The following is a 22,678-nucleotide window of genomic DNA, read 5'->3' on the forward strand; positions in this document are numbered from 1 at the left end:
ACGATGGCGCAGGCGCTCAACAGCGCGCTGCGGGACGCGCTCAAGGACGACGGCCGGGTGCTGGTGTCCGGCGAGGACGTCGGCCCGCTCGGCGGGGTGTTCCGGGTGACCGACGGGCTCACCCGCGACTTCGGCGAGGACCGGTGCTTCGACACGCCGCTCGCGGAGTCCGGCATCGTCGGGCACGCGGTCGGGCTGGCCATGGGCGGCTTCCGGCCGGTGGTGGAGATGCAGTTCGACGCGTTCGCCTACCCGGCGTTCGAGCAGATCACCTCGCACGTGGCGAAGCTGCGCAACCGCACCCGTGGCCGGGTCGAGCTGCCCATGGTGATCCGCATCCCGTACGCGGGCGGGATCGGCGGGGTGGAGCACCACTGCGACTCCAGCGAGGTGTACTACACGCACACGCCCGGCCTGAGGGTGGTCACACCGGCTACGCCCCAGGATGCCTACGACCTGCTTCGCGACGCGATCGAGTCGCCGGATCCCGTGGTGTTCCTCGAACCGAAGTGCCGGTACTGGGCAAGGGAACCGGTGTCGTTCGACCGCACCGGAACCCCGTTCGACAGGGCGGCGATCCGGCGGCGGGGCACCGACATCACGCTGATCGCCTACGGCCCGATGGTGGCCACGGCGCTGGCGGCCGCCGAGGCCGCGGCCGAGGAGGGCAGGGACGTCGAGGTGGTCGACCTGCGCACGCTGTCCCCTGTGGACGACGAGACGATCGCCGAGTCGGTGCGGCGCACCGGCCGGGCCGTGGTGGTGCACGAGGCGGCTGGGTTCTGCGGCTACGGCGCGGAGATCGCCGCCAGGGTGAGCGAGCAGTGCTTCCACCACCTGGAGGCGCCGGTGCTGCGGGTAACCGGGTTCGACATCCCTTACGCGCCACCGAAACTCGAGTCCAGTCACCTGCCGAATGTCGACCGGATCCTCGATGCCATCGACCGGTTGCAGTGGGACGACCAGGTCGCCCTCGCGGCCCAGGGGAGCGTGCGCGATGCCTGACTTCCTGTTGCCGGACCTCGGCGAGGGCCTGACGGAGGCGGAGATCGTGCGCTGGCTCGTGGACGTCGGCGAGGAGATCGGCATCGACCAGCCCGTGGTGGAGGTGGAGACCGCCAAGGCCGCCGTGGAGGTGCCGGCGCCGTTCGCGGGCGTGGTCACGGCCCGGCACGGCGAGGAGGGCCAGACGCTGGCCGTGGGTTCGCCGCTCATCACGGTGGAGCCCCAGCACGCCGGGCTCGCCGAACCCGGCGTGGTGACCGCCGAGGAGGGCAGCGGAAACGTCCTGATCGGCTACGGCACGCCGAGCGCGCAGCCGCGACGGCGGCGTGGCGCGAGGGGCGCCGCGGTGCTGGACCGGCCTGCGGCGGGGCGGCCCGCCGTGATCTCCCCGCTGGTGCGCAGGCTCGCGCGGGAGAACGGGATCGACCTGGCCTCGGTAACCGGCAGCGGACCCGCCGGCGTCATCCGGAGGGCCGATGTCGAGGCGGTGCTCAACGAGCGAGCGGCCGAGGTGCCCGTGCCGAGGGAGAACGGGGACGAGCGCCGGATCCCGTTGCGGGGCCTGCGCAAGGCCGTCGCCGACAAGCTCAGCACCTCGCGCCGGGAGATCCCGGAGGCGACGGTCTGGGTGGATGCCGACGCCACGGAGCTGCTCGCCGCCAGGGCCGTGCTCAACGCGAAGGATCCCGGGCGGCCGGTGAGCCTGCTGGCGCTGCTGGCCCGGTTCACGGTCGCGGGCCTGCGCCGCTACCCGGAGCTGAACTCGCGCGTCGAGGGCGACGAGATCGTCGTGCTCGGCGCGGTGCACCTCGGGCTGGCGGCACAGACCGAACGCGGTCTCGTGGTGCCCGTCGTGCCCGACGCCGATCGCCTGAGCACGCGCGAGCTCGCCGAGGCGATCGGCGCGCGCACCACGGCCGCCAGGGAGGGCACGCTGAGCCCGGCCGAGCTCACCGGAGGCACCTTCACCGTGAACAACTACGGGGTGTTCGGGGTGGACGGTTCGGCCGCCATCATCAACCACCCCGAGGCCGCGATCCTTGGTATGGGCCGGATCATCGAGCGGCCGTGGGTGACCGGTGGAGAGGTGGTGCCCCGCAAGGTCTGCCAGCTGACCCTCGCCTTCGACCACCGCGTGTGCGACGGGGGCACGGCCGGCGGGTTCCTGCGGTTCGTCGCCGACTGCGTCGAGTCGCCCGTGGCCGCGCTCGGAGACCTGTGAGCCGCGGGCCTCAGAGCCCGGAGCGGTAGTCCTCGAGCAACGCGCCGAGCCGCGCGACCATGAAGTCGTAGTAGGCGGCCATGTCCCTCAGCCTGCGTTGTTGCTGCTCGCTCAGCGCACGGCCCTGCCGCTCCGTGCGGTGGGCGAGCTCGCGCAGCTGCTCGGTCTGGTGGAGCTGGTGCTGCAGGCAGCCCGCCCACGCGTCCGGGCGCCATTCGTAGACGAAATGCCGCGTTCCCGGTGCCTTGAACCGGCGGACGACGCCGTTGGTGATGAGCAGCCGCGTCATCTCCGACACCGACCCCGCGCTGGCGCTGAGCTCGTCCTGCAGTTGCTGGACGGTCATCGGTTCCGCGCTGAGCAGCAGTACGGCCGCGGTCCGTCCGGCCATGGGAGGCCAGCCCATGGTCTGCCCGATGACGGTGGCGAAGTCCTCGGACAGCAGCTCGGCGGCGTCGGAGCGGGTGCTGGTGTCGGACACGCGAGCCTCGTTTCAGTCCAGATTGAGAATTCAGTATTGACTGAGAGTTGTTGCCGGGGTCATAGTACCGGACACCAGCGGCCGAATCCCGGTTGCCGCTGAGAATTCCCGGAGGTCCAGCATGACGAAGAACGGCTGGGACGTGATCGTGGTCGGCGCGGGCTCGTCCGGAGCACCGCTGGCCAGCAGGCTCGCGGCGACCGGGCGGCGGGTCCTGTTGCTGGAGGCGGGGCCCGACTGCCGCTCGGCCGAGCTGCCCAAGGTGTGGCGCTCGCCGAACCCGGTTCGCGCTCTGCTCGACCCGCTGGCTACCGAAAAGCTGGTGTGGCCCGATCTGCTGGCGACGAGGACGGACAAGCAGGACGCCGCGCTCTACTGGCGGGGCCGGGGGACCGGTGGCAGCTCGTCGATCAACGGTCAGATCGCGATCCGCCCGCCGATGGAGGACTTCACCGACTGGGTCAGCTGGGGTTGCGAGGGCTGGTCGCCGGAGGACGTGCTGCCGTACTTCAGCCGGTCCGAGCACGACGAGCAGTTCGGCGACGCCCCCTACCACGGCCGGGGCGGGCCCACGCCGATCCACCGGATGCCAAGGGAATCCTGGGGGTCGGTCGACACCGCGTTGCGCGGGGCCGCGCTCGCGGCCGGTCACGCCTGGGCCGAGGACGTCAACGCGCCGGGCGCGGTCGGCGTCTCCCCCTACCCGATCAACTCACGCGAGGGCAGGCGGGTCACCGTCAACGACGGCTACCTCGAGCCCGCGCGGGAACTGGCGAACCTGACCGTCCGGGGCGGCGCCCTCGTCGACCGCGTGCTGACCAGCGGCGGCCGGGCGGTCGGGGTGCGGTACCTGACCGAGGACGGCGCGGTGGAGGAACGGGCGGACCTGGTCGTGCTCAGCGCGGGTGCCGTGCACTCCCCGGCCGTGCTGCTGCGCTCCGGCATCGGGCCGGCGGACCAGCTGCGCTCACTGGACATCGACGTCGTCGCGGACCTCCCGGTGGGGCGGGGTCTGCAGGACCACCCCATGGTGGGCGTGGCGATCCCGCTGAACGAGGAGTCGGCCATCCGTACCGCGGACGACCGCCACACCAACGTCTGCGTCCGCTACACCAGCGACGCTCCGGACGCGCATCCGCTGGACATGATGTTCGTGTCCCTCAACCAGAACGTGCTGTCCATGGAGACAGCCGACCTGCGATTCGGCGCCGGTGCGTTCGGGGTGTGGGTCAACCAGGCGTTCTCGCGCGGAACGGTGAGCCTGACCTCGGCCGAGTGCACGGCTCAACCCGAGGTGCGCGAGGCGATGCTCTCCGACGAGCGCGACCTCGCGCGGCTGCGCGAAGGCATCCGAGCGCTGGTGGAGCTGGCGCGCGGCGACGCGGTGGCCGCGATCTCGGACGGGCCGGTCGACCGCGTCAACACCACGCTTCTGTCGGTCCTCGACGACAACGCCCGGCTCGACGACCACCTCCTGGCCACGGCCGCCGACGCGCAGCACGCAACCAGCACATGCCGCATGGGCGATCCGGACGACGCCAGGACCGTGGTCGATCCGGAATGCCGCGTCCTCGGCGTGGACGGGCTCCGGGTCGTCGACGCGTCGATCTTCCCTTCGGTCCCGCGCGCCAACACCAACCTCACCGCGATCATGGCGGGCGAGCTGATGGCCGACCGGATCGCGCGCGCATGACCACCACAACGCCCAGCTGCCAAGGAGATGAGCCCGTGACGATCCTGCGCAACCACATCGGCGGCCGGTGGGAGCCCTCGGCCACCGACGCGGCCGGCGACCTCGTGAACCCCGCGACCGGCGAGGTCATCGCGCACTGGCCGGCAGGCTGTGCCGCCGACGTCGACCGCGCGGTCGCGGCGGCCGCCGCCGCACAGCCGGCCTGGGCCGCGCTCACGCTCGAGGAGCGGCTCGGCAGGCTCGAGCGGGCGGCGGCCGCGGTCGCCGACCACGCCGGAGAACTCGCGGAGCTGCAGTGCCGCGAGATGGGCAAACCGGTTGCCCTCGGCACGACGTTCATCGAGTCCGGGGTCGCCGCCCTGCGGGGCGCGTGCGCCGAGGCACGCACGTACTCCTTCGACGTCACCACCGAACACGACGACGGCAGCGTCACGAGGGTTCTGCGCCACCCGCTCGGCGTCACCGCGCTCATCACGCCATGGAACTTCCCGGTCCTCAATGTACTGATCGCCCTCGGACCGCTGCTCGCCGCGGGAAACACCGTGGTGCTCAAGCCTTCCGAGCGGTGCCCGCTGTCGGTGACCAGGCTCGTGGAGCTGCTCACCCTGCCGGACGGCGTGCTCAACCTGGTCCACGGCGACAGCCGCGCCGGCGCCCCGCTCGCCGCCCACCCCGGTGTCGAGCTGGTTCACTTCACCGGATCGGTCGCGGCGGGCAAGGAGGTCGGCGCGGCCGCGGGCCGGGGCCTGCACCGGGCGATCCTGGAGCTGGGCGGCAAGGACCCGGTGGTCGTGGACGCCGACGTGGACCCGGTCGCCACCGCGCAGGCCGTGGCGTTCGGCGCGTTCGTCAACTCCGGCCAGATCTGCACCTCGATGGAACGCATCTACGTGCACGCGGACGTCGCCGACGAGTTCGTGACCGCCCTCTGCGAGGCGGCGGCCACCTACACCACCGGCGACGGGCACGATGCCAAGACCGTACTCGGCCCGCTCGTCGACGGGCGCCAGCGGGACATCGTGCACCGCCAGGTGACCGATGCGGTCGAACGCGGAGCGACCGTGCGCGTCGGCGGCGCTGTCCCTCCGGGACCGGGGTTCTTCTACCCCGCGACCGTGCTCACCGGTGTGGACGACTCCATGCTCGTGCTCCGGGAGGAGACGTTCGGGCCGATCGCGCCGGTTCAGGTCGTCGCCTCGTGGGAGGAGGCGGTGGAGAAGGCGAGCCGGTCGTCGTTCGGGCTCGCGGCGACCGTCTACACGCGCGACCCGGCGCACGTCGCCGAGGCCGCGGCGATCCCGGCCGCGGTGACGTGGGTGAACGAATGGCAGGGTGGCGGTCCCGGGCGCGTCTACGAACCCGCTCGCGACAGCGGAATGGGGGCCACCGGTGCGCACGCGGCCTACGACGCCGCGACCCGCCCGGCGACCCTCCACGTGGCGGCGCCGTGACCGCACCGACGGTGCCGGGCGCCGCGAAGCGGGACATCGCCGCGCGGATCCGGGCGGCGGAGGAAGGTCTTCTCGCGCTCTCCCACCGCATTCACGCCCACCCCGAGCTCGCGTTCGAGGAGACGCTCGCGAGCGGTTGGGTCGCCGAGGCGTTGGCCCTCGGTGGTCTCACGGTCGAGCACGGGTGCTACGGCCTGCCCACGGCGGTACGCGCCACAGCCGGATCCGGACCCTGTCACGTGGTCGTGTGCGCCGAGTACGACGCCCTGCCCGGGATGGGCCACGCGTGCGGCCACAACATCATCGCGGCCGCCGCGGTCGGGGCGGGGCTCGGCCTCGCTCCGGTGGCCGACGAGCTGGGCCTCACCGTCACCGTGCTGGGCACACCCGCCGAGGAGGGCGGCGGGGGCAAGGTGCTGATGCTCGAACGCGGCGCGTTCGACACGGCAGACGCCGTGATGATGGTGCACCCCGCCGCACGGGAGGCGGCGCGGTGGCGCGGATCGGCCGTCTCGGTGCTCGGCGTGACCTACCGGGGGCGTCCCGCGCACGCGGGCGCCCATCCCGAACAGGGGGTCAACGCCGCGGACGCGATGACCATCGCGCAGGTCGCCATCGGCCTGCTGCGCCAGCAGACGCGCGACGGCGACCGCGTACACGGCATCGTCACCGACGGCGGTGCGGCGGCCAACGTGATCCCGGAGCACACCACCGGCAACTGGATCGTCCGCTCGGGGAACGTCGCTGAGCTGGCCGCGCTCAAGGAACGGGTGCTCGCCTGCTTCGAGGCGGGCGCGGTGGGCTCCGGCTGCGAGCTGACGATCGAGCCCGCCTGTCCCGACTACGCCGAGGTCGTGCACGACGAGGCCATGGTGACGCTCTACCGGGCGAACGCCGAGGCGCTGGGCCGCCGCTTCCCGGCCGAGGGCACGTTCGCGGGTGCGGCGACGGACCTGGGCAACGTGTCGCATCGCGTCCCGGCGATCCATCCCATGCTGGGCCTCGACTGCCTGCCCGCGGTCAACCACCAGCCCGAGTTCGCCGCCGCGTGCGTCACCCCGGCGGCCGACCGCGCCGTTGTCGACGGAGCAATCGCGCTCGCCTGGACGGCCGCCGATGTCGCCGCGAGGTACCCCGCAACAAGATCGTGACCGGTTCGTGCGGTTCGCCCGTAAGGATGGGGTCGTCGCGCCTCCGCGCGAACGGGACCAACGAAGGGCGCGTTCATGGGAAGAAGGCTGTTCGCCGCCGGTGTCATGGCGATGGCGTTGACCGTCAGCGGGTGCGCTCAGGAGATCGGGGGCACGGCCGGTGGGGCCGACGACCGGGTGCAGAGCCTGGTCCGCGCGGCGGAGCAGAGCGCGGCCGAGTTCGAGTCGGCCAGGTTCTTCCTGAACATGGACGTGGGCGCGATGTCCATGACCGGCGAGGGTTCGGGGACCTTCGCCGGGAAGGACATCGCCATGGAGATGGTGGCCACCATGGACCTGACGTCCATGGGTGGCGAGTCGTACACCTACGAGCTGCGCATGCTCGGCGAGACCCTCTACCTGCGGATGCCACCGGAGCTGGCAGGTCCCGCGGGCCTGCCCACGGACAAGCCGTGGGTCTCGGCCTCGTACGAGGACTTCGTCGGGCTGCAGCTCGACATGGACCGGATGCTCGAGACGAGCGACCCCACCAAGCAGCTGGAGCTGCTCGCCGGCTCGGGTGAGATCCTCGACGTCGAGCACAACAAGAAGGTGGACGGGCGAGACACCACCAAGTACGTCATCGACGTCGACTACGAGCAGCTGCTGGAGCATCAGGGCATGGCCGCGGACCCGGCCCTGCTCCCCGAGGGCGTCGAGCTGGGCAGGGTGCCGGTCTCGGTGTGGATCGACGGCAGGGACCTGCCGTTGCTGATCGAGATGGACATGCGCGACGCCATCGCGCGGGTCGCCGGCGAGGAGGAGCCGGGGATGTTCGTGAGCGACGCGCTCCTCTCGATGAAGTACTACGACTGGGGCGCGCCGGTGTCCGTGGAGGAGCCACCCGCCGACCAGGTCGGGGCGCTGCCCGCGAAGTGAGCCGCTGAGCGCCTCACGCGTCGCCGTTCAGCTGATCGGCAAGGCTCCACAGCAGGGGCAGCCCGTCGTCGTCGCCGGAGTAGTCGTCCGGCTTCGCGTGGAGCGGTCCGACCGTCGCCTGCCAGCGCACGTTCGCGGGGTGATCACGGAGTGCGTGCCGCATCGCCTGGTAGTCCTCCACCTCGATGAGGTGGAAAAGGTGCGTCCCGTCGCGCCAGATCCTCCAGTCCTTGACACCGTTCTCGGCCAGCGCCGCGGCCACGTCGGCGGGGATGCTCTCGTGCACGGCCTCGTAGTCGGGCTCCGCGCCCGGCTTCAGCTCCGTGTGCAGGGCGATCTGGGGCATGCGAAGGTCCTCTCGGTTCAGGTGTGGGATTTCGGTTCACCCGTCGACGACCGCGCCACGAGCGTCGGCGTCAGCACCTCGCGTGACCCCGGCTCGTCGCGGTAACCGGACGCGATGCGCTCGGCCAGCCGGTCCACCGCCCGCTGCCCGATCCGCTCCGGATGAGCGTCCACTGTGGACAACGAAGGTGCGGTGAGCTCGCAGAACGAGACGTTGTCGAAGCCGATCACGGACAGCTCGCCCGGCACCTCGATGCCGCGCCTCGACGCCTCGGCGAGCACACCGACGGCGATCCAGTCCACGGCGGCGAACACCGCGGTGGGTCGTTCCTCCTCGGGCAGCTCCATGAGTGCCCGCACGGCTTCCCGGCCACGTTCCGGGTCGGGTAGGCGGTCGCCGCCCAGCAGCGGCAGCGGTTCGAGCCCGTGGGCGCGCAGCGCGTCGCGGTACCCTTCCGCGCGCTGGGCGAAGTCGAGCACGGTGAGCGGCCCGGGGATGTGCGCGATCCGCCGGTGCCCGAGCTTCACGAGGTGGTCCACCGCCAGCCGTGCGCCCTGCCGGTTGTCGATCACCACGGAGTCGATCTCCGGCGCGGCGATGTGCCGTCCGGCGAGCACCACGGGGATGCCGGCCCTGCGCAGCGCCTGCACCTCGGCGTCCTCGGCGTGCGCGCTCGTGACGATCACGCCGTCGGCGCCGCTTTTCAGCAGGCCCTGCAACAGCTCACGTTCACGCGGCTCGTCGTTGTCGGCGATGGCGAGCAGTGTCCCGAGCTGGTGCGGGGCGGCGGCACGCTCGATGCCCGCGAGGAGGTCCGCCTGGTAGGGGTTGGCGATCGAGGGGACCAGCACGCCGACGAACCGGGACCGGCCGCCGACGAGCGCGCGCGCCGAGCCGTTGGGCCGGTAGCCGAGCTCTGCCACGGCGCGTTCGATGCGCTCCCTGGCGTCGGCGGAGACGTACGGGGTGGACGTGAGGTACTTCGACACCGTCGACTTCGACACTCCCGCCCGCGCGGCCACGTCGCGGATGGTGACCGAATCCTTTGCCACGAAGGCCTCCAGACATCTCGCCCTTGACTCACCGATTGTACGCACGCATAGTGGACCGGTCCCCTAGGAAACCGTTCCACTATCGGTGAGGACACACTCTCCATGACGACAACGCAGTCGGATCCGTCGTTCCGCGCCACCGTGCTGACCGCGCCGGCGACGTTCTCCACGACCCCGGCCGAGTCGCCGAGACCCGGTGTCGGCGACGTGCTGGTCCGGGTCGCGGAGACCGGGCTCTGCGGCTCGGACGTGACGATGTACCTGGGCAGGCACCCCGTGAACCGGCCGCCGCTGACGCTCGGCCACGAGTTCCACGGCGAGCTGCTCAGCGCGGGGGAGGGCACCAGTGCGCGGCCCGGCGACGCCGTAGCCGTGTTCCCCGCGCTGAGCTGCGGCGAATGCGCGAGCTGCCGGCGGGGAGCCACGAACCTCTGCCCGGACATGGGCATCATCGGCGCACAGCGCCCCGGGGCCCTCGCCGGTGTGGTAACCGTGCCCGCCGCGAGCGTGCTGCCGATCGACCCCGCGACGCCCCCGGGGCTGCGCGTGCTCATCGAGCCGCTCGCCGTCGCGCTGCACGCCGTGAACAGGGCCGGGCCGGTCGCGGGGCGCAGGTGCGCGGTACTCGGCGCAGGCGCCATCGGCACGCTCGTCGCGCTCGTGCTGCGGCACCGCGGTGCCGAGGCGGTGCACCGGATCGACACCGACGGGCACAAGCTCTCGCTCGTCGACACCGGCATCGCGCGCCACGGGGACGGCCGCCCGCTCGCGGAGGTTCTCGGCGGCGAGCACGGCGAACTGGACGTGGTCCTCGACTGCGTCGGCTCGGCCGAGCTGGCGGGTCAGTCGCTCGGCGCCGTGCGTCCCGGCGGCACCGTGGTGCTGGTCGGCGTGCAGCACGGCGCGTTCTCGCTGGACGGCGTGGCCCTCCAGCGCGGCGAGCGGGCCGTGCTCGGTGTGCAGCTCTACGTCCTGGCCGACTTCACCGAGGCCATGCGGCTGCTCGCGGGCGAGCCCCTGTTCTCCGGCCTGCCGGAGTCGCTGATCCGCCGCAACGCGGTGGGCGACGTGGCCGAGGTCTTCGACCGACTGGCTCGCGGCGTGAGCACCCATCTCAAGGAAACGATCGTCTTCGCAGGAAAGGAGAACCCGTGCTGATCCGAGCCACAGTGGACGCCTGGAAACCCGCGGCGGAGGAACCGGCCGACCTCGTCGAGGAGGTCCGTGACCTCGCCTTGTTCATCCGGCGCGAGACCGTCCGCCTGATCGGCATCGCCAAGAGCGGCCACTTCACGAGCGTCTTCTCGTGCGCTGAGCTGCTCGCCGCGCTCTACTCCGGCGTCCTGCGCGTGAGCGAGGACCCGGCGTGGCCCGACCGCGACCGGCTGATCCTCTCCAAGGGCCACTGCGCCGTCGGTCTCTACCCGGTACTGGCCAATCTCGGCTACTTCCCGCACGACTGGCTCGACACCTACACCAGGGTCGGCAGCCCGCTCGGCGATCACCCCGACATGCGCAGGGTGCCCGGGACGGACTTCTCCTCCGGCTCGCTCGGCCACGGCCTGTCCATCGGCGCGGGTATCGCGCTCGGCAACCGCATGGCGGGCCGCGACGAGAGCCGCGTGTGGGTGCTGACCGGCGACCAGGAGCTCAACGAGGGACAGATCTGGGAGGCCGCGCAGGCGGCGAGCCACTACCGGCTGGGCAACCTCGTCGCCGTCGTCGACCGCAACCGGATGGGCCTGGACGGCACCACGGAGGAGGTGATGAGCGTCGAGCCGGTCGCGGGCCGCTTCGAGAGCTTCGGCTGGGAGGTCACCGAGATCGACGGGCACGACGCGAGGGGAGTGCTGTCGGCCTTCGCCGCCGTGGGCAGCGAACCCGAGGGCAGGCCGAAATGCGTCATCGCCAACACCCGCAAGGGGCGCGGCGTGCCGTACATGGACCTGTCCCGCACCTGGCACCTCGGCTACCTGGAGCCGGCCGACGCCGAGAAGACGCTGAGCCTGATCGAGAGGGTCTGACATGACGAGCGACATCACCGAACGCGCCTGGACCCCCGAGCAGGAAGGGTCCTGGGACCTGGCCACCTCCTACCGGCTGTGCGAGTCCTTCGTGGCCGGTCAGGTGCTCGCCGACCTCGCGGACCACGACGACCGGATCGCCGTGCTCACCGCGGACCTCAAGTTCTCCAACCGCACCCGCGACTTCGAGCTGCGCCATCCCGACCGGTTCGTCAACACCGGAATCTGCGAACAGAACATGGTCTCGATGGCCGCCGGTATGGCCACCTGCGGCTACATCCCGTACGTCGCCACGTTCGCGTCGTTCGTCGGGCTGCTGTGCGCGGAACAGATCCGCACCGACCTCGCCTACCCGAACCTGCCGGTGCGCGTCATCGCCCACCACACCGGCATCTCGCTCGGCTTCTACGGCACGAGCCATCACGCCACCGAGGACATCGGCATCACGCGCTCCATCGCCAACCTCACCGTCATCGGACCCGCCGACGCCGTGTCGCTCACCGAGGCGCTGCGTCAGACCGTGGACCTCGAAGGCCCGGTCTACTTCCGCATCGGCCGCGGCCGGGACGAGGACGTCTACGGCCGCACCGGAGCCGAGTTCGAGTTCGGCAGGCTCACGACACTGCGGGAGGGCGGTGACGCGGCGATCGTCGCGACCGGTGTGACGCTCGCGCCCGCCCTGCGCGCAGCGGAGGAGCTGGCCCGCGAGGGCGTGTCGGTGGCTGTGGTCGACGCCCACACGCTGCGCCCGTTCGACGCCGAGGGATTGTGTGAGCTGGCTTCGCGCGTGCCCAGGATCCTCGTCGCCGAGGAGCACAACGTCTACACCGGACTCGCCTCGGCCTGCGCCGACGCGCTGGTGGACGGCGGCGTGGGCGGCGTGAAGCTGCACCGTCTCGGCCTGCCCGTCGACGAGTACGCCCTGATCGGCCCGCCCACCCGGCTGTACGAGCACTACGAGCTCGACACCGCCGGAATCGTCCGCCGGATGCGGAACCTGCTCGCGTGATCGCACCTCATGCCCGACCCTTTCAACGGAGAAAGGACTCGACATGCCCGACACCCCTGCTCCCGCCGGAACGGAACCTGCCGGCGAGGGCGTGACCGTAGCCGACGACCCGCCCCGCCGCCGCTACCTGCGCAAGGTGGCGCTCACCAGCTCCGCCGGTGCGATCGTGGAGTGGTACGACTTCTTCCTCTACGCGGCGGCCGCGTCGATCGTGTTCGACAAGCTGTTCTTCCCCTCCCTCGATCCCACCACCGGACTGCTGGCCTCGCTCGCGACCTACGCCGTCGGGTTCGTGAGCAGGCCGATCGGCGCGCTGCTGTTCGGCAACCTCGGTGACCGCGTCGGCCGCAAGTCCATGCTCGTGTGGACGATGGGCATCATGGGCGGCGGCACGTTCCTGATTGGGTGCCTGCCGACCTACGACGCGATCGGCGTGGCGGCGCCGATCCTGCTGATCCTGCTGCGCGTGGCGCAGGGCCTCGGCCTCGGCGGCGAGTACGGCGGCGCCGTGCTGATGGTGGTGGAGAACGCGCCCGACCGGCGCCGCGGGTACTACGGCAGTCTCGTGCAGATCGGCGTGCCCGCCGGCATCATCCTGTCCTCGGCGGCGATGGCCGTTGTGACCTCGCTTGACGAGCAGGCGCTGCTCTCGTGGGCGTGGCGGGTTCCGTTCCTGCTCAGCGCAGTGATCATCATCCCGGCCGTGGTCATCCGGTCACAACTGCACGAGACGCGGTTCTTCCGCGCGGCGCGGGACTCGGCCGCGAAGCAGCGGGCGCCGATGGCCGAGGTGGTGACGAAGTGGTGGGGCACGTCGCTGAAGGTGGTGGGCGCCAGGATCGCCGAGAGCGCCAACCTGTTCATCTTCGCGACCTTCCCGGCCACGTTCATCGGCAGTTTCACCGACATCCCGCACCCGGAGTCGGTGGTGCTCACCGGCTCACTCATCGGCGCCGTGCTGTCGCTGGCGCTGCTGCCCGCCTGCGCCACGCTGTCCGACCGGATCGGCCGCAAACCGGTGTACCTGGCCGGGGCCGCGGTGATGGCGGTGGACGGGTTGATCTTCTTCGAGCTGGTCAAGACCGGTAGCGCGCCGATGATCTGGCTTGGCACGATCATCGCCTACGTCGCGATGTCGCTCATGTACGGCCCGCAGGCGGCGTACTTCTCCGAGCTGTTCCCGACGAGCATCCGCTATTCCGGTGTCTCGCTCGGGCAGCAGTTCGGTGGCGTGCTCGGCGGCTCGCTCGCGCCGATCATCGTGGTGTCCCTGCTCGAGGTCGCGGGTGACGGGGTGTACTGGCCGGTGGTCGCCTACATCGTCGGGATCGCCGCGATCACGGCGTTGTCGGTGCTCCTGCTGCCGGAGACCCGGCGCCGGAAGCTCGGCTGAGATCCTTTCTCTCATTTCAAATATTGACATGCCGTTTCAACGAATCTAGCTTGGGTGACCGAAACCACAGTCTCGACCGAAGCCGGTGGAGGTCACGTGTACCTGACTGCAGACGAAGAGGCCATGGCCGCCGGCTCGGACGGTCCCGCCGTGAAATGGGCGATGGACTACCAGCTGGCGGTCGGTGGCTTCTTCGGGGCGCGCCGGCTCGTCCGGGTGCGCAGCGCTCACGCTCACTGCGATGGCGAGGCGCTGGGCGAGCCCGGCGTCCGCTTCCTGGAGCAACTGGCCGACCAGGGCGCCCGCGCCCGCATCCCGCTGACCCTCGACCCGCGCTCGACCGACTTCTCGTGCGCGCTCGACATCGGGCAGAGCCAATCCATTGTGGACACCGAAAGGCGCATCCTCGCCGCGATGGCGCGCATGGGCGCGCTGACCACCAACACCTGTATCAACTACCAGACCGTGGACGTCCCGCACGGGGGCGAGCACCTCGCCTGGGGCGACACCGGCACCGTGATCTACGCCAACGCCGTCGCCGGCGCGCGGAGCAACTTCGAGGGCGGCCCCGCGGCACTCGCGGCCGCGCTCACCGGGCGGGTCCCCGCGTACGGCTTCCACCTCGACGAATGCAGGCGTGGCACCGTGCTCGTCGAGCTGGCCGACCAGCCGAGGAACAGCACCGACTGGGGCGCCGTCGGCTGCCTGGTTGGCCGCCGGTTCCCGGGCTACTGGGAGGTGCCCGTGATCGACGGCGCCGAGCGGAGCCCTTCGCCGGACGAGGTGAAACAGCTCGGTGCGGCACTGGCGAGCTACGGCTCGCACGCGATGTTCCACCTCGTCGGCGTGACGCCGGAGGCACGCACCCGCGCGGACGCGTTCGGGGACAACGAACCCCGCGAGCGCATGGTCATCGACCGAGCCGCGCTGGACGGCGCGTATCGCGGCTTCGCCCCGGAGCGGGAGAGCCCCGACATCGTCGTGTTCGGCACGCCGCAGCTGTCGGTGTTCGAGCTGGCGGAGCTGGCCGCCCTCTTCGAAGGTCGTGAGGTCTCCTGCCCGGTGTACGCGACGACGAGCGCCGCGGTGCTGAGATCGGCGGAGGAGTACGGCTACGCCGAGACGTTGCGCGCAGCGGGCGTCCGGCTGCTGAGCGGCGTCTGCTACTACCTGATGACCGCGCGCGAGCTGGGGCGCAGCAACGGGTTCCGCACGCTCGTCACCAACTCGGCCAAGCTCGCCAACATCATCGAGGGCTACGGGTACAACCCGGTCTTCCGGTCCACCGAGATGTGCGTCGACGCAGCCGTCACCGGCCGGATCGCGGGGTGAGGACCATGACACAGCTCATCGGCGCCGTCGGTTTCGGCGACGTGGTGGAGGCACCCGCACTGGTGTCGACGGACGCGTTCAGCGCACGGTACGACCTCGACCACGACACGGGCGTGATCAGCCGCGAGTCCCACGACCTCTGCGGGCAGTCGATCGCGGGCAGGATTCTCGTGGTGCCCACCGCGAAGGGCGGCACCGCGACGGGCTGGCGGCTGCTGGACCTGCAGAGCCGAGGCCTGGCACCGGCCGGGCTCGTGTTGCGGACGACGAACCCGGTGCTCGTGCAGGGCGCGGTGTTCGCTGGCATCCCGATCATGCACGAGCTGGAGCCCGACCCAGTGACGTCGATCGAGACGGGCCAGCTGCTCCGGCTGGTTCCTCGGGAGGGTCGCGTGGAGACGCTCGGCCAAGGCTGACCCGCGACAGCGGGCGGTAAAGGGGGAGACGGCAGGCAGTTGAAGAAACCCGACCGGTCAATGAGGACGGAGTCGTGGAATCGTGAATGTGCAAATCCTCTCCTTGCTGGTACTCGTGTGCATGTTCGTACTGGCATCGTTTCTCTCGATCAACCTGGGCATCCTGGCGCTGGTGGCCGCGTTCGTGATCGGCGCCGGGTTCGGCGGCCTCGACGTTGACACGATCATCAGCGGCTTCCCTGGCAGTCTGTTCATCCTGATCGTCGGCGTGACGTTCCTCTTCGCGCTGGCGCAGGAGAACGGCACGCTGCAACGGATCATCGACGGGTCCATGCGGCTGGTGGGCAACCGGGTCGCCGCGATCCCGTGGCTGATGTTCCTGCTCGCGGCGTTCGTCGCGGCGGCGGGCGCGCTCAGCGCGGCGGCGGTCGCCATCGTCGCGCCCATCGCACTGCGCTTCGCCGCCCAGCACAAGGTGAACCCGCTGCTGATGGGTCTCATGGTTGTGCAGGGCGCGACGGCGGGCTCCTTCTCGCCGCTGAGCCCCTTCGGCGCCATCACCAACGGCCTGCTGGGTGACAACGGGCTCCCCCGGGAGCCGATGGGACTGTTCCTCAACAGCCTGCTGTTCAACGTCGTGCTGGCGTGTTTCGTGTTCGCCGTCTTCGGTGGCCTGCAACTGGTGCGCAGGCGGCAGACCGTCAGCGTGGCGTCCGGAGTGCCCGCGATGGCCGGGGCCAGCGACGGGCCGGGTGCGATGGCTGCTCCGCCCGAGGCCACCACGGGCGGCGGCACCGGCGACTCCGCCGAGTCCGAATGCGACGAGCCGGCCGCCCCGAAGGGCCGGGACACCATCCACCAGGTGGCCACACTGATCGCCATCGTCGGTCTGGTGCTCAGCACCATGATCTTCGGACTGGACGTCGGCTTCGTGGCACTGACCGCCGGTGTGGCGCTCACCCTGCTCTCGCCAGGCCGGTACGGCGAGTGCATCAAGAACCTGCCGTGGTCGGCGGTCCTGCTGGTGTGCGGCGTTCTGACCTACGTCGGTGTGCTGTCGGAGATCGGCACGATCGACTATCTGAGCGACCTGCTCACCTCGAGTGGCAACCCGCTGCTCACGGCGCTGGCGGCGTGCTACATCGGCGGCGTGATCTCGGCGTTCGCCTCGACGGCGGGTGTGCTCGGCGCGTCGATTCCGCTCGCCGTGCCGGTGCTGGAGCAGGGCATGCTGCCGATGCTCGGCACCATCAGCGCGATCGGCGTCGCCTCCAGCGTCGTCGACGTGAGTCCGTTGTCGACGAACGGCGCGCTGCTGGTGGCCAACCAGAAGAGCATGGAGCCGAGGCTGTTCTTCCGGCGCCTGCTGGTGTGGTCCGTGGTGGTGATCGCCTTCGCGCCACTGCTGAGCTGGCTGATCTTCGTGGTCCTGTGACCCGGATGTCAGGCAGGCCCTCGGTGTCCGGTCCGGGCGCCGAGGGCCTGCACTCCGCTGATCATCGCCATGATCTCGATGTCGCGGCTGTCGCAGCCGCGGGAGAGGTCGTTGAGCGGTGCGCGCAGACCCTGGACGATGGGGCCGAGCGCGATCGCGCCGCCCAGCCGCTCGGCGATCTTGTAGCCGATGTTGCCCGCGTCGAGGTTCGGGAACACGAGCACGTTCGCGTTGCCCGCCACGGCGGAGCCCGGTGCCTTCGCCCGGCCCACCGCCGACACCAGTGCCGCGTCGAGCTGCAGCTCACCGTCCACGGGGAGGTCCGGCAGCCGGTCGCGCACCAGCTGGGTGGCCGTGCGCACCTTGTCGACCGACTCGTGGCTGGCGCTGCCCTGGGTGCTGAACGACAGCATGGCGACGACCGGCGAGCGCGCGGTGAGGTCGCGGTAGGTGTGGGTCGCCGCGACGGCGATGTCGGCGAGCTGGTGCGCGTCCGGATCGGGCAGCACGGCGCAGTCGGCGAAGGCGAGCATCCGGCCGTCGGTCAGCAGCATCAGGAAGGCGCTGCTGACGTGCCGGACCCCGGGGGCGGGGCCGAGCACGCGCATTCCGGCGCGCAGCACGTCGGCGGTGGGCCGGGTCGCCCCGGCGACGCAGGCGTCGAGCATCCCGGCGCGCAGCGCGGCCACAGCCAGGTAGAGGGAGTCCTCGCGGGCGCTCTCGAACCTCGGCGCCGGCTGCTTCTCGAATGCGGCGTGGAGGGCGTCCGTGACGTGGGGGTCGTCCGCCAGCTCACCGGGGTCGAGCACGAGCGCGGCGGCGTGATCGGGCACGCGCCCGGGGTCGGCGAGCAGGCGCACGCCCTGCAGGCCCTGCTCGCGCAGCCGGACGGCCGCCTCGATCCCCCTCGGGTCCTCGCCGTCGGCGAGCAGCACGCGTGTCGGCCGTCCGGAGAGCCGGCCGCGCCAGCGGGCGAGCAGCTCACGGACGGGCTCGCTCTCGGCCGGGGCCGCTCGCACCGCCTGCGCACCGCTCATCGCGCCCACCTCTCCAGCCGCCAGGTATTTCAACATATGACATAGGATTCCAAGTTCGGACGTTAAGTGAGGTTGAGGGCGGCTGTCAACGCGGCGGGGTACGCTGATTCCAACATGTGACAGGAGGTGCCATGTCGGCCGAGGATCGTGAGGGGCGGCCTGGTGGCGGCCCGGTGGTCGGCGCGCAGACCATCTCGCGTGCGTTCGCCGTGCTGCGCCTGTTCCGGGAGCACCGCGGCGATCTGGGCGTCGGGATGATCTCGAAGGAACTCGGGCTCAACGTGAGCACCACGCACCGCATCGTGCGCGCTCTGGTCAGCGAGGGATACCTCGCGCAGAACGAGGACAGCGAGCGGTACTACCTGGGCACCGGCGCGCTGCTGCTCGGGCAGGCGGCGCACCGCAACTTCGGACTCGACGTCGTGTACCCGGTGCTGCAGCAGGTCGCGGCGAGCACCGGCGAATCCGTCAACCTCGGCGTGCTGTCCGGCGACACGGCGGTGGTGGTGGAACGCATCGAGTCGGCGAAGCCGCTGCGGTTCACGCAGCCGCCCGGCACGCGCGTGCCCCTGCACGCGTCCTCCATGGGCAAGGTGCTGCTCGCGTTCAACGCCGAGACGGAGCAGCGCATGCTCCGCGGCGTCAAGCGGCTCGAGCAGCTGACGCCGAACACCTTCGGTACCCCCAAGGAGCTCCGCTCGGAGCTGGAACGCACCCGGGCCAGGGGCTGGAGCATCGACAACGAGGAGCTGACGCAGGGCGTGCGCTGCGTCGGCGCGCCGATCTGCGACGGTGCGGGAATCGCGCGCGCCGCGATCGCCATCCAAGCTCCGGCGGTGCGGGTGCCGGACGAGCGTTTCGACGAGCTCGGCCCGGTCGCGATGCGGGCGGCCAAGGAGATCTCGGCACTGCTGCCGCCAGGCCACACCTTCTGATGGCAGCCGTCTGCAGTGAAGGCCACCTTGCCTGCGTTCAACGCAGGCAAGGTGGCCTTCACTGCAATGGGCGTGCGTGACCCAGCGCACATCGGCCGCGCAGCCGTGACCGTTGACTCCGTAGTGCCTCCCTCGTAGCTTTGGAATTGCCTACCATATTGTGAAATTCCTGGTAGGCCTACGCCGGGAACCCTGCCGGTCATGTGTGAGTCAGTCGCAGCGTCGCGACGACGCGCGGCCACGTCAGAAGGGACGCGAGGCCATGCAGACACAGGACACCTCCGCAGCGGACACGGTCGCCGCGCTGGTGACGAGGGCCAGAGCCGCGCAGGCGATCTTCGCCGACTACGACCAGCAACGGGTGGACGACGTCGTGGCCGGCGTCGCGTGGGCGATCTACCGCCCCGACCGGGCCAGGGCGCTGGCGGAGCTCGCCGTGCGGGACACCGGCCTCGGCAACGTCGAGGACAAGGTCGCCAAGAACCAGCGCAAGACGCTCGGCACGTTGCGCGACCTGACGGGCGCGAAATCGGTCGGTGTCCTCAGTGAGGACCCGGACAGCGGCATCACCGAGTACGCGAAACCCGTCGGCGTGGTCGCCGCCGTGTGCCCTTCCACCAACCCCGCCGCCACCCCGGCGAACAAGACCATGATGGCGCTCAAGGGCGGCAACGCCGTTATCCTGTCGCCCTCGCCCAAGGGCGCCTCGACCTGCCGCCTGCTCGTCGAGTACATCCACGCCGAGCTGGACAAGGTCGGCGCACCACGGGACCTCGTGCAGTTCATCGCCGAACCGAGCAAGGCGCTGACCAACGAGCTGATGGGGCAGGCGGACCTCGTGGTGGTCACCGGCTCGCAGCGCAACGTCCGCCAGGCCTACAGCAGCGGAACCCCCGCGATCGGGGTCGGCGCCGGCAACGCGCCCGTCATCGTCGACGCCGACGCCGACATCGCGGGCGCGGCGGAGAAGATCAAGCGCAGCAAGACCTTCGACTACGCCACGAGCTGCTCGTCGGAGAACTCCGTCCACATTCACTCGGCGGTCTACGACGCGACGCTGCGCGCACTGGCCGAGCAGGGCGGCTACCTGCTCACACCGGAGGAGAAGGAGCGGCTCGCCGCCGTGATGTGGCCGGACGGCAAGCTGAGCTCCGCCGTCACCGCGCAGCCGCCGGGCAAGATCGCCGCACTGGCCGGTTTGGACTCCCCGGAGGCCCGGTCGGCGAGCTTCTTCCTCGTCGAGGAGGACGGCGTCGGTCCCGATTTCCCTTTCAGCGGCGAGAAACTCTCCGTCGTGCTCACGGTTTACCGCTTCGACGACCTCGGCGCCGCGATCGACCGCATCCAGCGGCTGCTGGACTTCCAGGGCGCGGGCCACTCCTGCGGCATCCACACGGCCACCGAGGAACACGCCACGATGGTCGCCGAGCGGCTGCGCGTGGCCCGCGTGCTCGTCAACCAGGCGCACTGCTTCGGCACGGGCGGCGGGTTCGACAACGGCCTCGGGTTCACGCTCACTATGGGCGCCGGTACCTGGGCGGGCAACAGCATCAGCGACAACCTGTCCTACAAGCATTTCCTCAACATCACCCGGCTCGCCCGGGTCATCCCGCCCAGGGTTCCCACCGAGGAACAGCTGTGGGGCCGCTACCACGAGACCTACGGGCGGTGAGCATGAAACTGCTGGAACACCAGGGAAAGCAGCTCCTCGCGCAGGCGGGCGTGCCCGTGCCGAGGGGCCGGGTGGTGACCACGCCCGAGGCCGCGCAGCAGGCGGCCGCGGTGCTGGGCTGCCGGGTCGCCCTCAAGGCACAGGTGCCCGCCGGCAAGCGGGGCAAGGCGGGCGGTATCGGCTTCGCCGACACTCCCGAGGACGCGGCGGGCTCGGCGGCGCGCCTGCTCGGCAGCGAGCTGGCGGGTTCGCACGTGGACGCGGTGCTCGTCGAGGAGGCCGCCGACATCGCGAAGGAGCTGTACGCGTCGGTGCTCAACGACCCGGCCGGCAAGGGCCCGCTCGTGCTGTTCTGCCCCTCCGGCGGCATGGACATCGAGGAGCTGAGCGCCCGTGACCCGGAGTCGATCCGCAGGCTCGGCGTGGACATCCGCACCGGCCTCACCGCTGACGCCGCGCGCTCGCTCGTCACCGGCCTCGGCTTGGGCGAGCACGTGGAGGACCAGGTGACCACGGCGCTGCTCACGATGTACCGCCTCTACCGCACGGTCGAGGCCGAGCTCGTCGAGGTCAACCCGCTCGTGGTGACCGGCGCGGGCGAGGTGGTGGCGCTCGACAGCAAGATCTCGCTCGACCCCGGAGCGCTCGGGAGGCACGCCGAACTGCTCGCCGACCTCGTTCCCGCGCGCGACGACACCGGGACGGAGCTCGAACGGCGCGGGCGCGAGCTCGGTCTGCAGTACCTGGAGCTCGACGGCGAGGTCGGCGTGCTGGCCAACGGCGCGGGCCTGACCATGACGACGCTCGACGCGGTGACCCACTACGGCGGCAAGCCCGCGAACTTCCTCGAGATCGGCGGCGACGCCTACACCAAGGCGACGCCCGCGCTGCGGCTCGTGCTGGACAACCCGCGCGTGCGCAGCCTCGTGGTGAACTTCTGCGGGGCCTTCGCCCGCACCGACGTGATGACCGAGGGCGTGCTCGCCGCGATCGAGGAGCTGCGGCCGGAGCTGCCGATCTTCTTCTCCATCCACGGAACCGGCGAGGAGAAGGCGATCCGGCTGGTCAGAGAGCGGCTCGGCGTCGAGCCCTACGACACGATGGACGACGCGGTCAAGGCGGCGGTCGCCGCCGCGGCAGGACCCGTCGAGGGAAAGGTGGCGGGCTGATGCTGGTTTCCGCGCAGGACAACGTGGTCGTGCAGGGACTCACCGGCAGGCAGGGTTCCTTCTGGGCCGAGCGGATGGCGGAGTGCGGCACGCGCATCGTCGCGGGCGCGAGCCCTGGCAAGGGTGGCAGGGAGGTCGGCGGCGTACCGGTGTACGACTCGGTGGCCGACGCCGCGCGGGAGCACCAGCTGGACGTGTCCGTGCTGTTCGTGCCGCCGCTCGCCGTGCGCAAGGCCGCGGGTGACGCCGTCGCGGCCGGGGTGCGCAAGATCGTGCTGCTGACCGAGCACGTGCCCTACCAGGACATCATGCACGTGCTCGCCGAAGCCAGGGACCACGGCGCCAGGGTGCTGGGCCCCAACACCGCGGGGCTCGTGGTGCCCGGTGTGGCGTCGGTTGGCATCATGCCAGGGTTCGCGGACAACATCTTCCGGCCCGGCTCGATCGGCGTGATCTCCCGCAGCGGCAGCCTCGGCACGCTCGTGGCCCTCAACCTCGTCAGTGCCGGCTACGGGCAGTCGGCGTTCATCGGCATCGGCGGCGACCCGATCCTCGGCACGACGACGCTCGACGCCGTGCGTGAGCTGGACGAGGACGAGCGCACCGAGGCGATCGTGCTCGTCGGCGAGATCGGCGGCTCGATGGAGGAGGACGCGGCGGACTACATCGCGGCGATGCGCAAGCCGGTCGTGGCCTTCATCGCGGGCCGCTCGGCCCCGCCCGACCGCCGCATGGGCCACGCGGGCGCCATCGTCAGCGCCGGCAAGGGCAGCGGGACCTCCAAGGTGGACGCTCTGACCTCTGCGGGAGCTACGGTGGTGGACCTGCCCAGCGGGGTCGGCGACGCCCTGCTGGCTGCGGGCGTCAAACCCGCGGCGTGAACCCGCACGAGGGCGGGCCCGCTCACTCACTCGAGCGGGCTCGTCCTCGGCGTCAG

At 71.0% G+C, this 22,678-nt stretch carries 21 protein-coding genes; 17 read left to right on the forward strand and 4 right to left on the reverse strand.

Annotated features, from left to right (window positions below; translation table 11 throughout):
• The first annotated feature begins 3 nt into the window (after window positions 1–3).
• Together DI005_RS29935 and DI005_RS29940 are read left to right on the forward strand one after the other, a co-directional pair.
• The gene (locus tag DI005_RS29935) at window positions 4–1,005 is read left to right on the forward strand and encodes an alpha-ketoacid dehydrogenase subunit beta (RefSeq protein ID WP_113644393.1); all 1,002 of its coding nucleotides are present in this window, start codon (window positions 4–6) and stop codon (window positions 1,003–1,005) included.
• Window positions 998–2,227, forward strand: coding sequence for a dihydrolipoamide acetyltransferase family protein (locus DI005_RS29940; protein ID WP_113644379.1), 1,230 nt, complete (start codon window positions 998–1,000; stop codon window positions 2,225–2,227). The genes DI005_RS29935 and DI005_RS29940 overlap by 8 nt, the downstream gene beginning before the upstream one ends.
• Before the next feature lie 10 nt (window positions 2,228–2,237).
• Here the strand turns inward: DI005_RS29940 and DI005_RS29945 are convergent, their stop codons facing one another.
• Window positions 2,238–2,708, reverse strand: coding sequence for a GbsR/MarR family transcriptional regulator (locus DI005_RS29945; RefSeq protein WP_113644380.1), 471 nt, complete (start codon window positions 2,706–2,708; stop codon window positions 2,238–2,240).
• Between the two features lie 121 nt (window positions 2,709–2,829).
• Here DI005_RS29945 and DI005_RS29950 point away from each other — a divergent pair, with 121 nt between their 5' ends.
• From DI005_RS29950 to DI005_RS29965, 4 genes are all read left to right on the forward strand, one after another.
• On the forward strand, window positions 2,830–4,401 hold the full coding sequence (locus DI005_RS29950; RefSeq protein WP_113644381.1) for a GMC family oxidoreductase: 1,572 nt from the start codon (window positions 2,830–2,832) through the stop codon (window positions 4,399–4,401).
• A gap of 35 nt (window positions 4,402–4,436) precedes the next feature.
• Window positions 4,437–5,852, forward strand: coding sequence for an aldehyde dehydrogenase (locus DI005_RS29955; RefSeq protein WP_113644382.1), 1,416 nt, complete (start codon window positions 4,437–4,439; stop codon window positions 5,850–5,852).
• Window positions 5,849–7,003 carry an amidohydrolase gene (locus DI005_RS29960; protein WP_113644383.1) on the forward strand — a complete coding sequence of 385 codons (1,155 nt, stop codon included), beginning with the start codon at window positions 5,849–5,851 and terminating at the stop codon, window positions 7,001–7,003. The genes DI005_RS29955 and DI005_RS29960 overlap by 4 nt, the downstream gene beginning before the upstream one ends.
• A gap of 75 nt (window positions 7,004–7,078) precedes the next feature.
• The gene (locus DI005_RS29965; protein WP_113644384.1) at window positions 7,079–7,921 is read left to right on the forward strand and encodes a hypothetical protein; all 843 of its coding nucleotides are present in this window, start codon (window positions 7,079–7,081) and stop codon (window positions 7,919–7,921) included.
• A gap of 13 nt (window positions 7,922–7,934) precedes the next feature.
• Here DI005_RS29965 and DI005_RS29970 read toward each other — a convergent pair whose 3' ends face one another.
• Window positions 7,935–8,267, reverse strand: a complete 333-nt coding sequence (locus DI005_RS29970) for an L-rhamnose mutarotase (RefSeq protein ID WP_113644385.1) — start codon at window positions 8,265–8,267, stop codon at window positions 7,935–7,937.
• Window positions 8,268–8,284: 17 nt separating this feature from the next.
• Complete coding sequence (locus DI005_RS29975) at window positions 8,285–9,319, reverse strand: LacI family DNA-binding transcriptional regulator (protein ID WP_158303065.1); 1,035 nt, start codon at window positions 9,317–9,319, stop codon at window positions 8,285–8,287.
• Between the two features lie 102 nt (window positions 9,320–9,421).
• Between DI005_RS29975 and DI005_RS29980 the strand changes: the two genes are divergently transcribed.
• From DI005_RS29980 to DI005_RS30010, 7 genes are all read left to right on the forward strand, one after another.
• Window positions 9,422–10,477 carry a zinc-binding dehydrogenase gene (locus DI005_RS29980; protein WP_113644386.1) on the forward strand — a complete coding sequence of 352 codons (1,056 nt, stop codon included), beginning with the start codon at window positions 9,422–9,424 and terminating at the stop codon, window positions 10,475–10,477.
• Entirely contained in the window at window positions 10,471–11,343 is an 873-nt protein-coding gene (locus tag DI005_RS29985; RefSeq protein WP_233520372.1) for a transketolase, read from the forward strand. Before DI005_RS29980 ends, DI005_RS29985 begins: the two co-directional genes overlap by 7 nt.
• A 1-nt stretch (window position 11,344) precedes the next feature.
• On the forward strand, window positions 11,345–12,352 hold the full coding sequence (locus tag DI005_RS29990) for a transketolase family protein (protein WP_113644387.1): 1,008 nt from the start codon (window positions 11,345–11,347) through the stop codon (window positions 12,350–12,352).
• A 43-nt stretch (window positions 12,353–12,395) separates the two neighbouring features.
• The gene (locus DI005_RS29995) at window positions 12,396–13,745 is read left to right on the forward strand and encodes an MFS transporter (RefSeq protein ID WP_112270131.1); all 1,350 of its coding nucleotides are present in this window, start codon (window positions 12,396–12,398) and stop codon (window positions 13,743–13,745) included.
• A 96-nt stretch (window positions 13,746–13,841) separates the two neighbouring features.
• On the forward strand, window positions 13,842–15,077 hold the full coding sequence (locus DI005_RS30000; protein ID WP_113644388.1) for an aconitase X catalytic domain-containing protein: 1,236 nt from the start codon (window positions 13,842–13,844) through the stop codon (window positions 15,075–15,077).
• A 5-nt stretch (window positions 15,078–15,082) separates the two neighbouring features.
• Window positions 15,083–15,493, forward strand: a complete 411-nt coding sequence (locus tag DI005_RS30005; RefSeq protein WP_112270650.1) for an aconitase X swivel domain-containing protein — start codon at window positions 15,083–15,085, stop codon at window positions 15,491–15,493.
• A gap of 82 nt (window positions 15,494–15,575) precedes the next feature.
• A complete protein-coding gene (locus tag DI005_RS30010; RefSeq protein ID WP_112270133.1) occupies window positions 15,576–16,928 on the forward strand; it encodes an SLC13 family permease in 1,353 nt (450 codons plus the stop codon).
• A gap of 8 nt (window positions 16,929–16,936) precedes the next feature.
• On the opposite strand, the gene DI005_RS30015 is transcribed toward DI005_RS30010, so the two are convergent.
• Complete coding sequence (locus DI005_RS30015; protein ID WP_113644389.1) at window positions 16,937–17,965, reverse strand: phosphotransacetylase; 1,029 nt, start codon at window positions 17,963–17,965, stop codon at window positions 16,937–16,939.
• Between the two features lie 131 nt (window positions 17,966–18,096).
• On the opposite strand from DI005_RS30015, the gene DI005_RS30020 reads away from it, so the two are divergent.
• The 4 genes from DI005_RS30020 to DI005_RS30035 all read left to right on the forward strand — a co-directional run bounded on the left by DI005_RS30020 (window position 18,097) and on the right by DI005_RS30035 (window position 22,622).
• The gene (locus DI005_RS30020; RefSeq protein ID WP_112270135.1) at window positions 18,097–18,900 is read left to right on the forward strand and encodes an IclR family transcriptional regulator; all 804 of its coding nucleotides are present in this window, start codon (window positions 18,097–18,099) and stop codon (window positions 18,898–18,900) included.
• Between the two features lie 205 nt (window positions 18,901–19,105).
• The gene (locus DI005_RS30025; RefSeq protein WP_228713692.1) at window positions 19,106–20,572 is read left to right on the forward strand and encodes an aldehyde dehydrogenase family protein; all 1,467 of its coding nucleotides are present in this window, start codon (window positions 19,106–19,108) and stop codon (window positions 20,570–20,572) included.
• A gap of 2 nt (window positions 20,573–20,574) precedes the next feature.
• Window positions 20,575–21,741: a succinate--CoA ligase subunit beta gene (locus DI005_RS30030; RefSeq protein WP_113644390.1), complete on the forward strand. Its 1,167-nt coding sequence runs from the start codon at window positions 20,575–20,577 to the stop codon at window positions 21,739–21,741.
• Window positions 21,741–22,622, forward strand: a complete 882-nt coding sequence (locus tag DI005_RS30035; protein ID WP_113644391.1) for a CoA-binding protein — start codon at window positions 21,741–21,743, stop codon at window positions 22,620–22,622. The genes DI005_RS30030 and DI005_RS30035 overlap by 1 nt, the downstream gene beginning before the upstream one ends.
• Window positions 22,623–22,678: the final 56 nt, after the last annotated feature.

The organism is Prauserella sp. PE36 (genome assembly GCF_003311655.1).
GTDB classification, from domain to species: Bacteria; Actinomycetota; Actinomycetes; order Mycobacteriales; family Pseudonocardiaceae; genus Prauserella_A; species Prauserella_A endophytica.

What these genes read in the sequence shown, in the direction of transcription:
- DI005_RS29935 (WP_113644393.1), top strand. Translation starts at nt 4, where the DNA reads ATGGCGCAGGCGCTCAACAGCGCGCTGCGGGACGCGCTCAAGGACGAC.
- DI005_RS29940 (WP_113644379.1), top strand. Translation starts at nt 998, where the DNA reads ATGCCTGACTTCCTGTTGCCGGACCTCGGCGAGGGCCTGACGGAGGCG.
- DI005_RS29950 (WP_113644381.1), top strand. Translation starts at nt 2,830, where the DNA reads ATGACGAAGAACGGCTGGGACGTGATCGTGGTCGGCGCGGGCTCGTCC.
- DI005_RS29965 (WP_113644384.1), top strand. Translation starts at nt 7,079, where the DNA reads ATGGGAAGAAGGCTGTTCGCCGCCGGTGTCATGGCGATGGCGTTGACC.
- DI005_RS29970 (WP_113644385.1), bottom strand. Translation starts at nt 8,267, where the DNA reads ATGCCCCAGATCGCCCTGCACACGGAGCTGAAGCCGGGCGCGGAGCCC.
- DI005_RS29980 (WP_113644386.1), top strand. Translation starts at nt 9,422, where the DNA reads ATGACGACAACGCAGTCGGATCCGTCGTTCCGCGCCACCGTGCTGACC.
- DI005_RS29990 (WP_113644387.1), top strand. Translation starts at nt 11,345, where the DNA reads ATGACGAGCGACATCACCGAACGCGCCTGGACCCCCGAGCAGGAAGGG.
- DI005_RS29995 (WP_112270131.1), top strand. Translation starts at nt 12,396, where the DNA reads ATGCCCGACACCCCTGCTCCCGCCGGAACGGAACCTGCCGGCGAGGGC.
- DI005_RS30005 (WP_112270650.1), top strand. Translation starts at nt 15,083, where the DNA reads ATGACACAGCTCATCGGCGCCGTCGGTTTCGGCGACGTGGTGGAGGCA.
- DI005_RS30015 (WP_113644389.1), bottom strand. Translation starts at nt 17,965, where the DNA reads ATGAGCGGTGCGCAGGCGGTGCGAGCGGCCCCGGCCGAGAGCGAGCCC.
- DI005_RS30020 (WP_112270135.1), top strand. Translation starts at nt 18,097, where the DNA reads ATGTCGGCCGAGGATCGTGAGGGGCGGCCTGGTGGCGGCCCGGTGGTC.
- DI005_RS30030 (WP_113644390.1), top strand. Translation starts at nt 20,575, where the DNA reads ATGAAACTGCTGGAACACCAGGGAAAGCAGCTCCTCGCGCAGGCGGGC.
- DI005_RS30035 (WP_113644391.1), top strand. Translation starts at nt 21,741, where the DNA reads ATGCTGGTTTCCGCGCAGGACAACGTGGTCGTGCAGGGACTCACCGGC.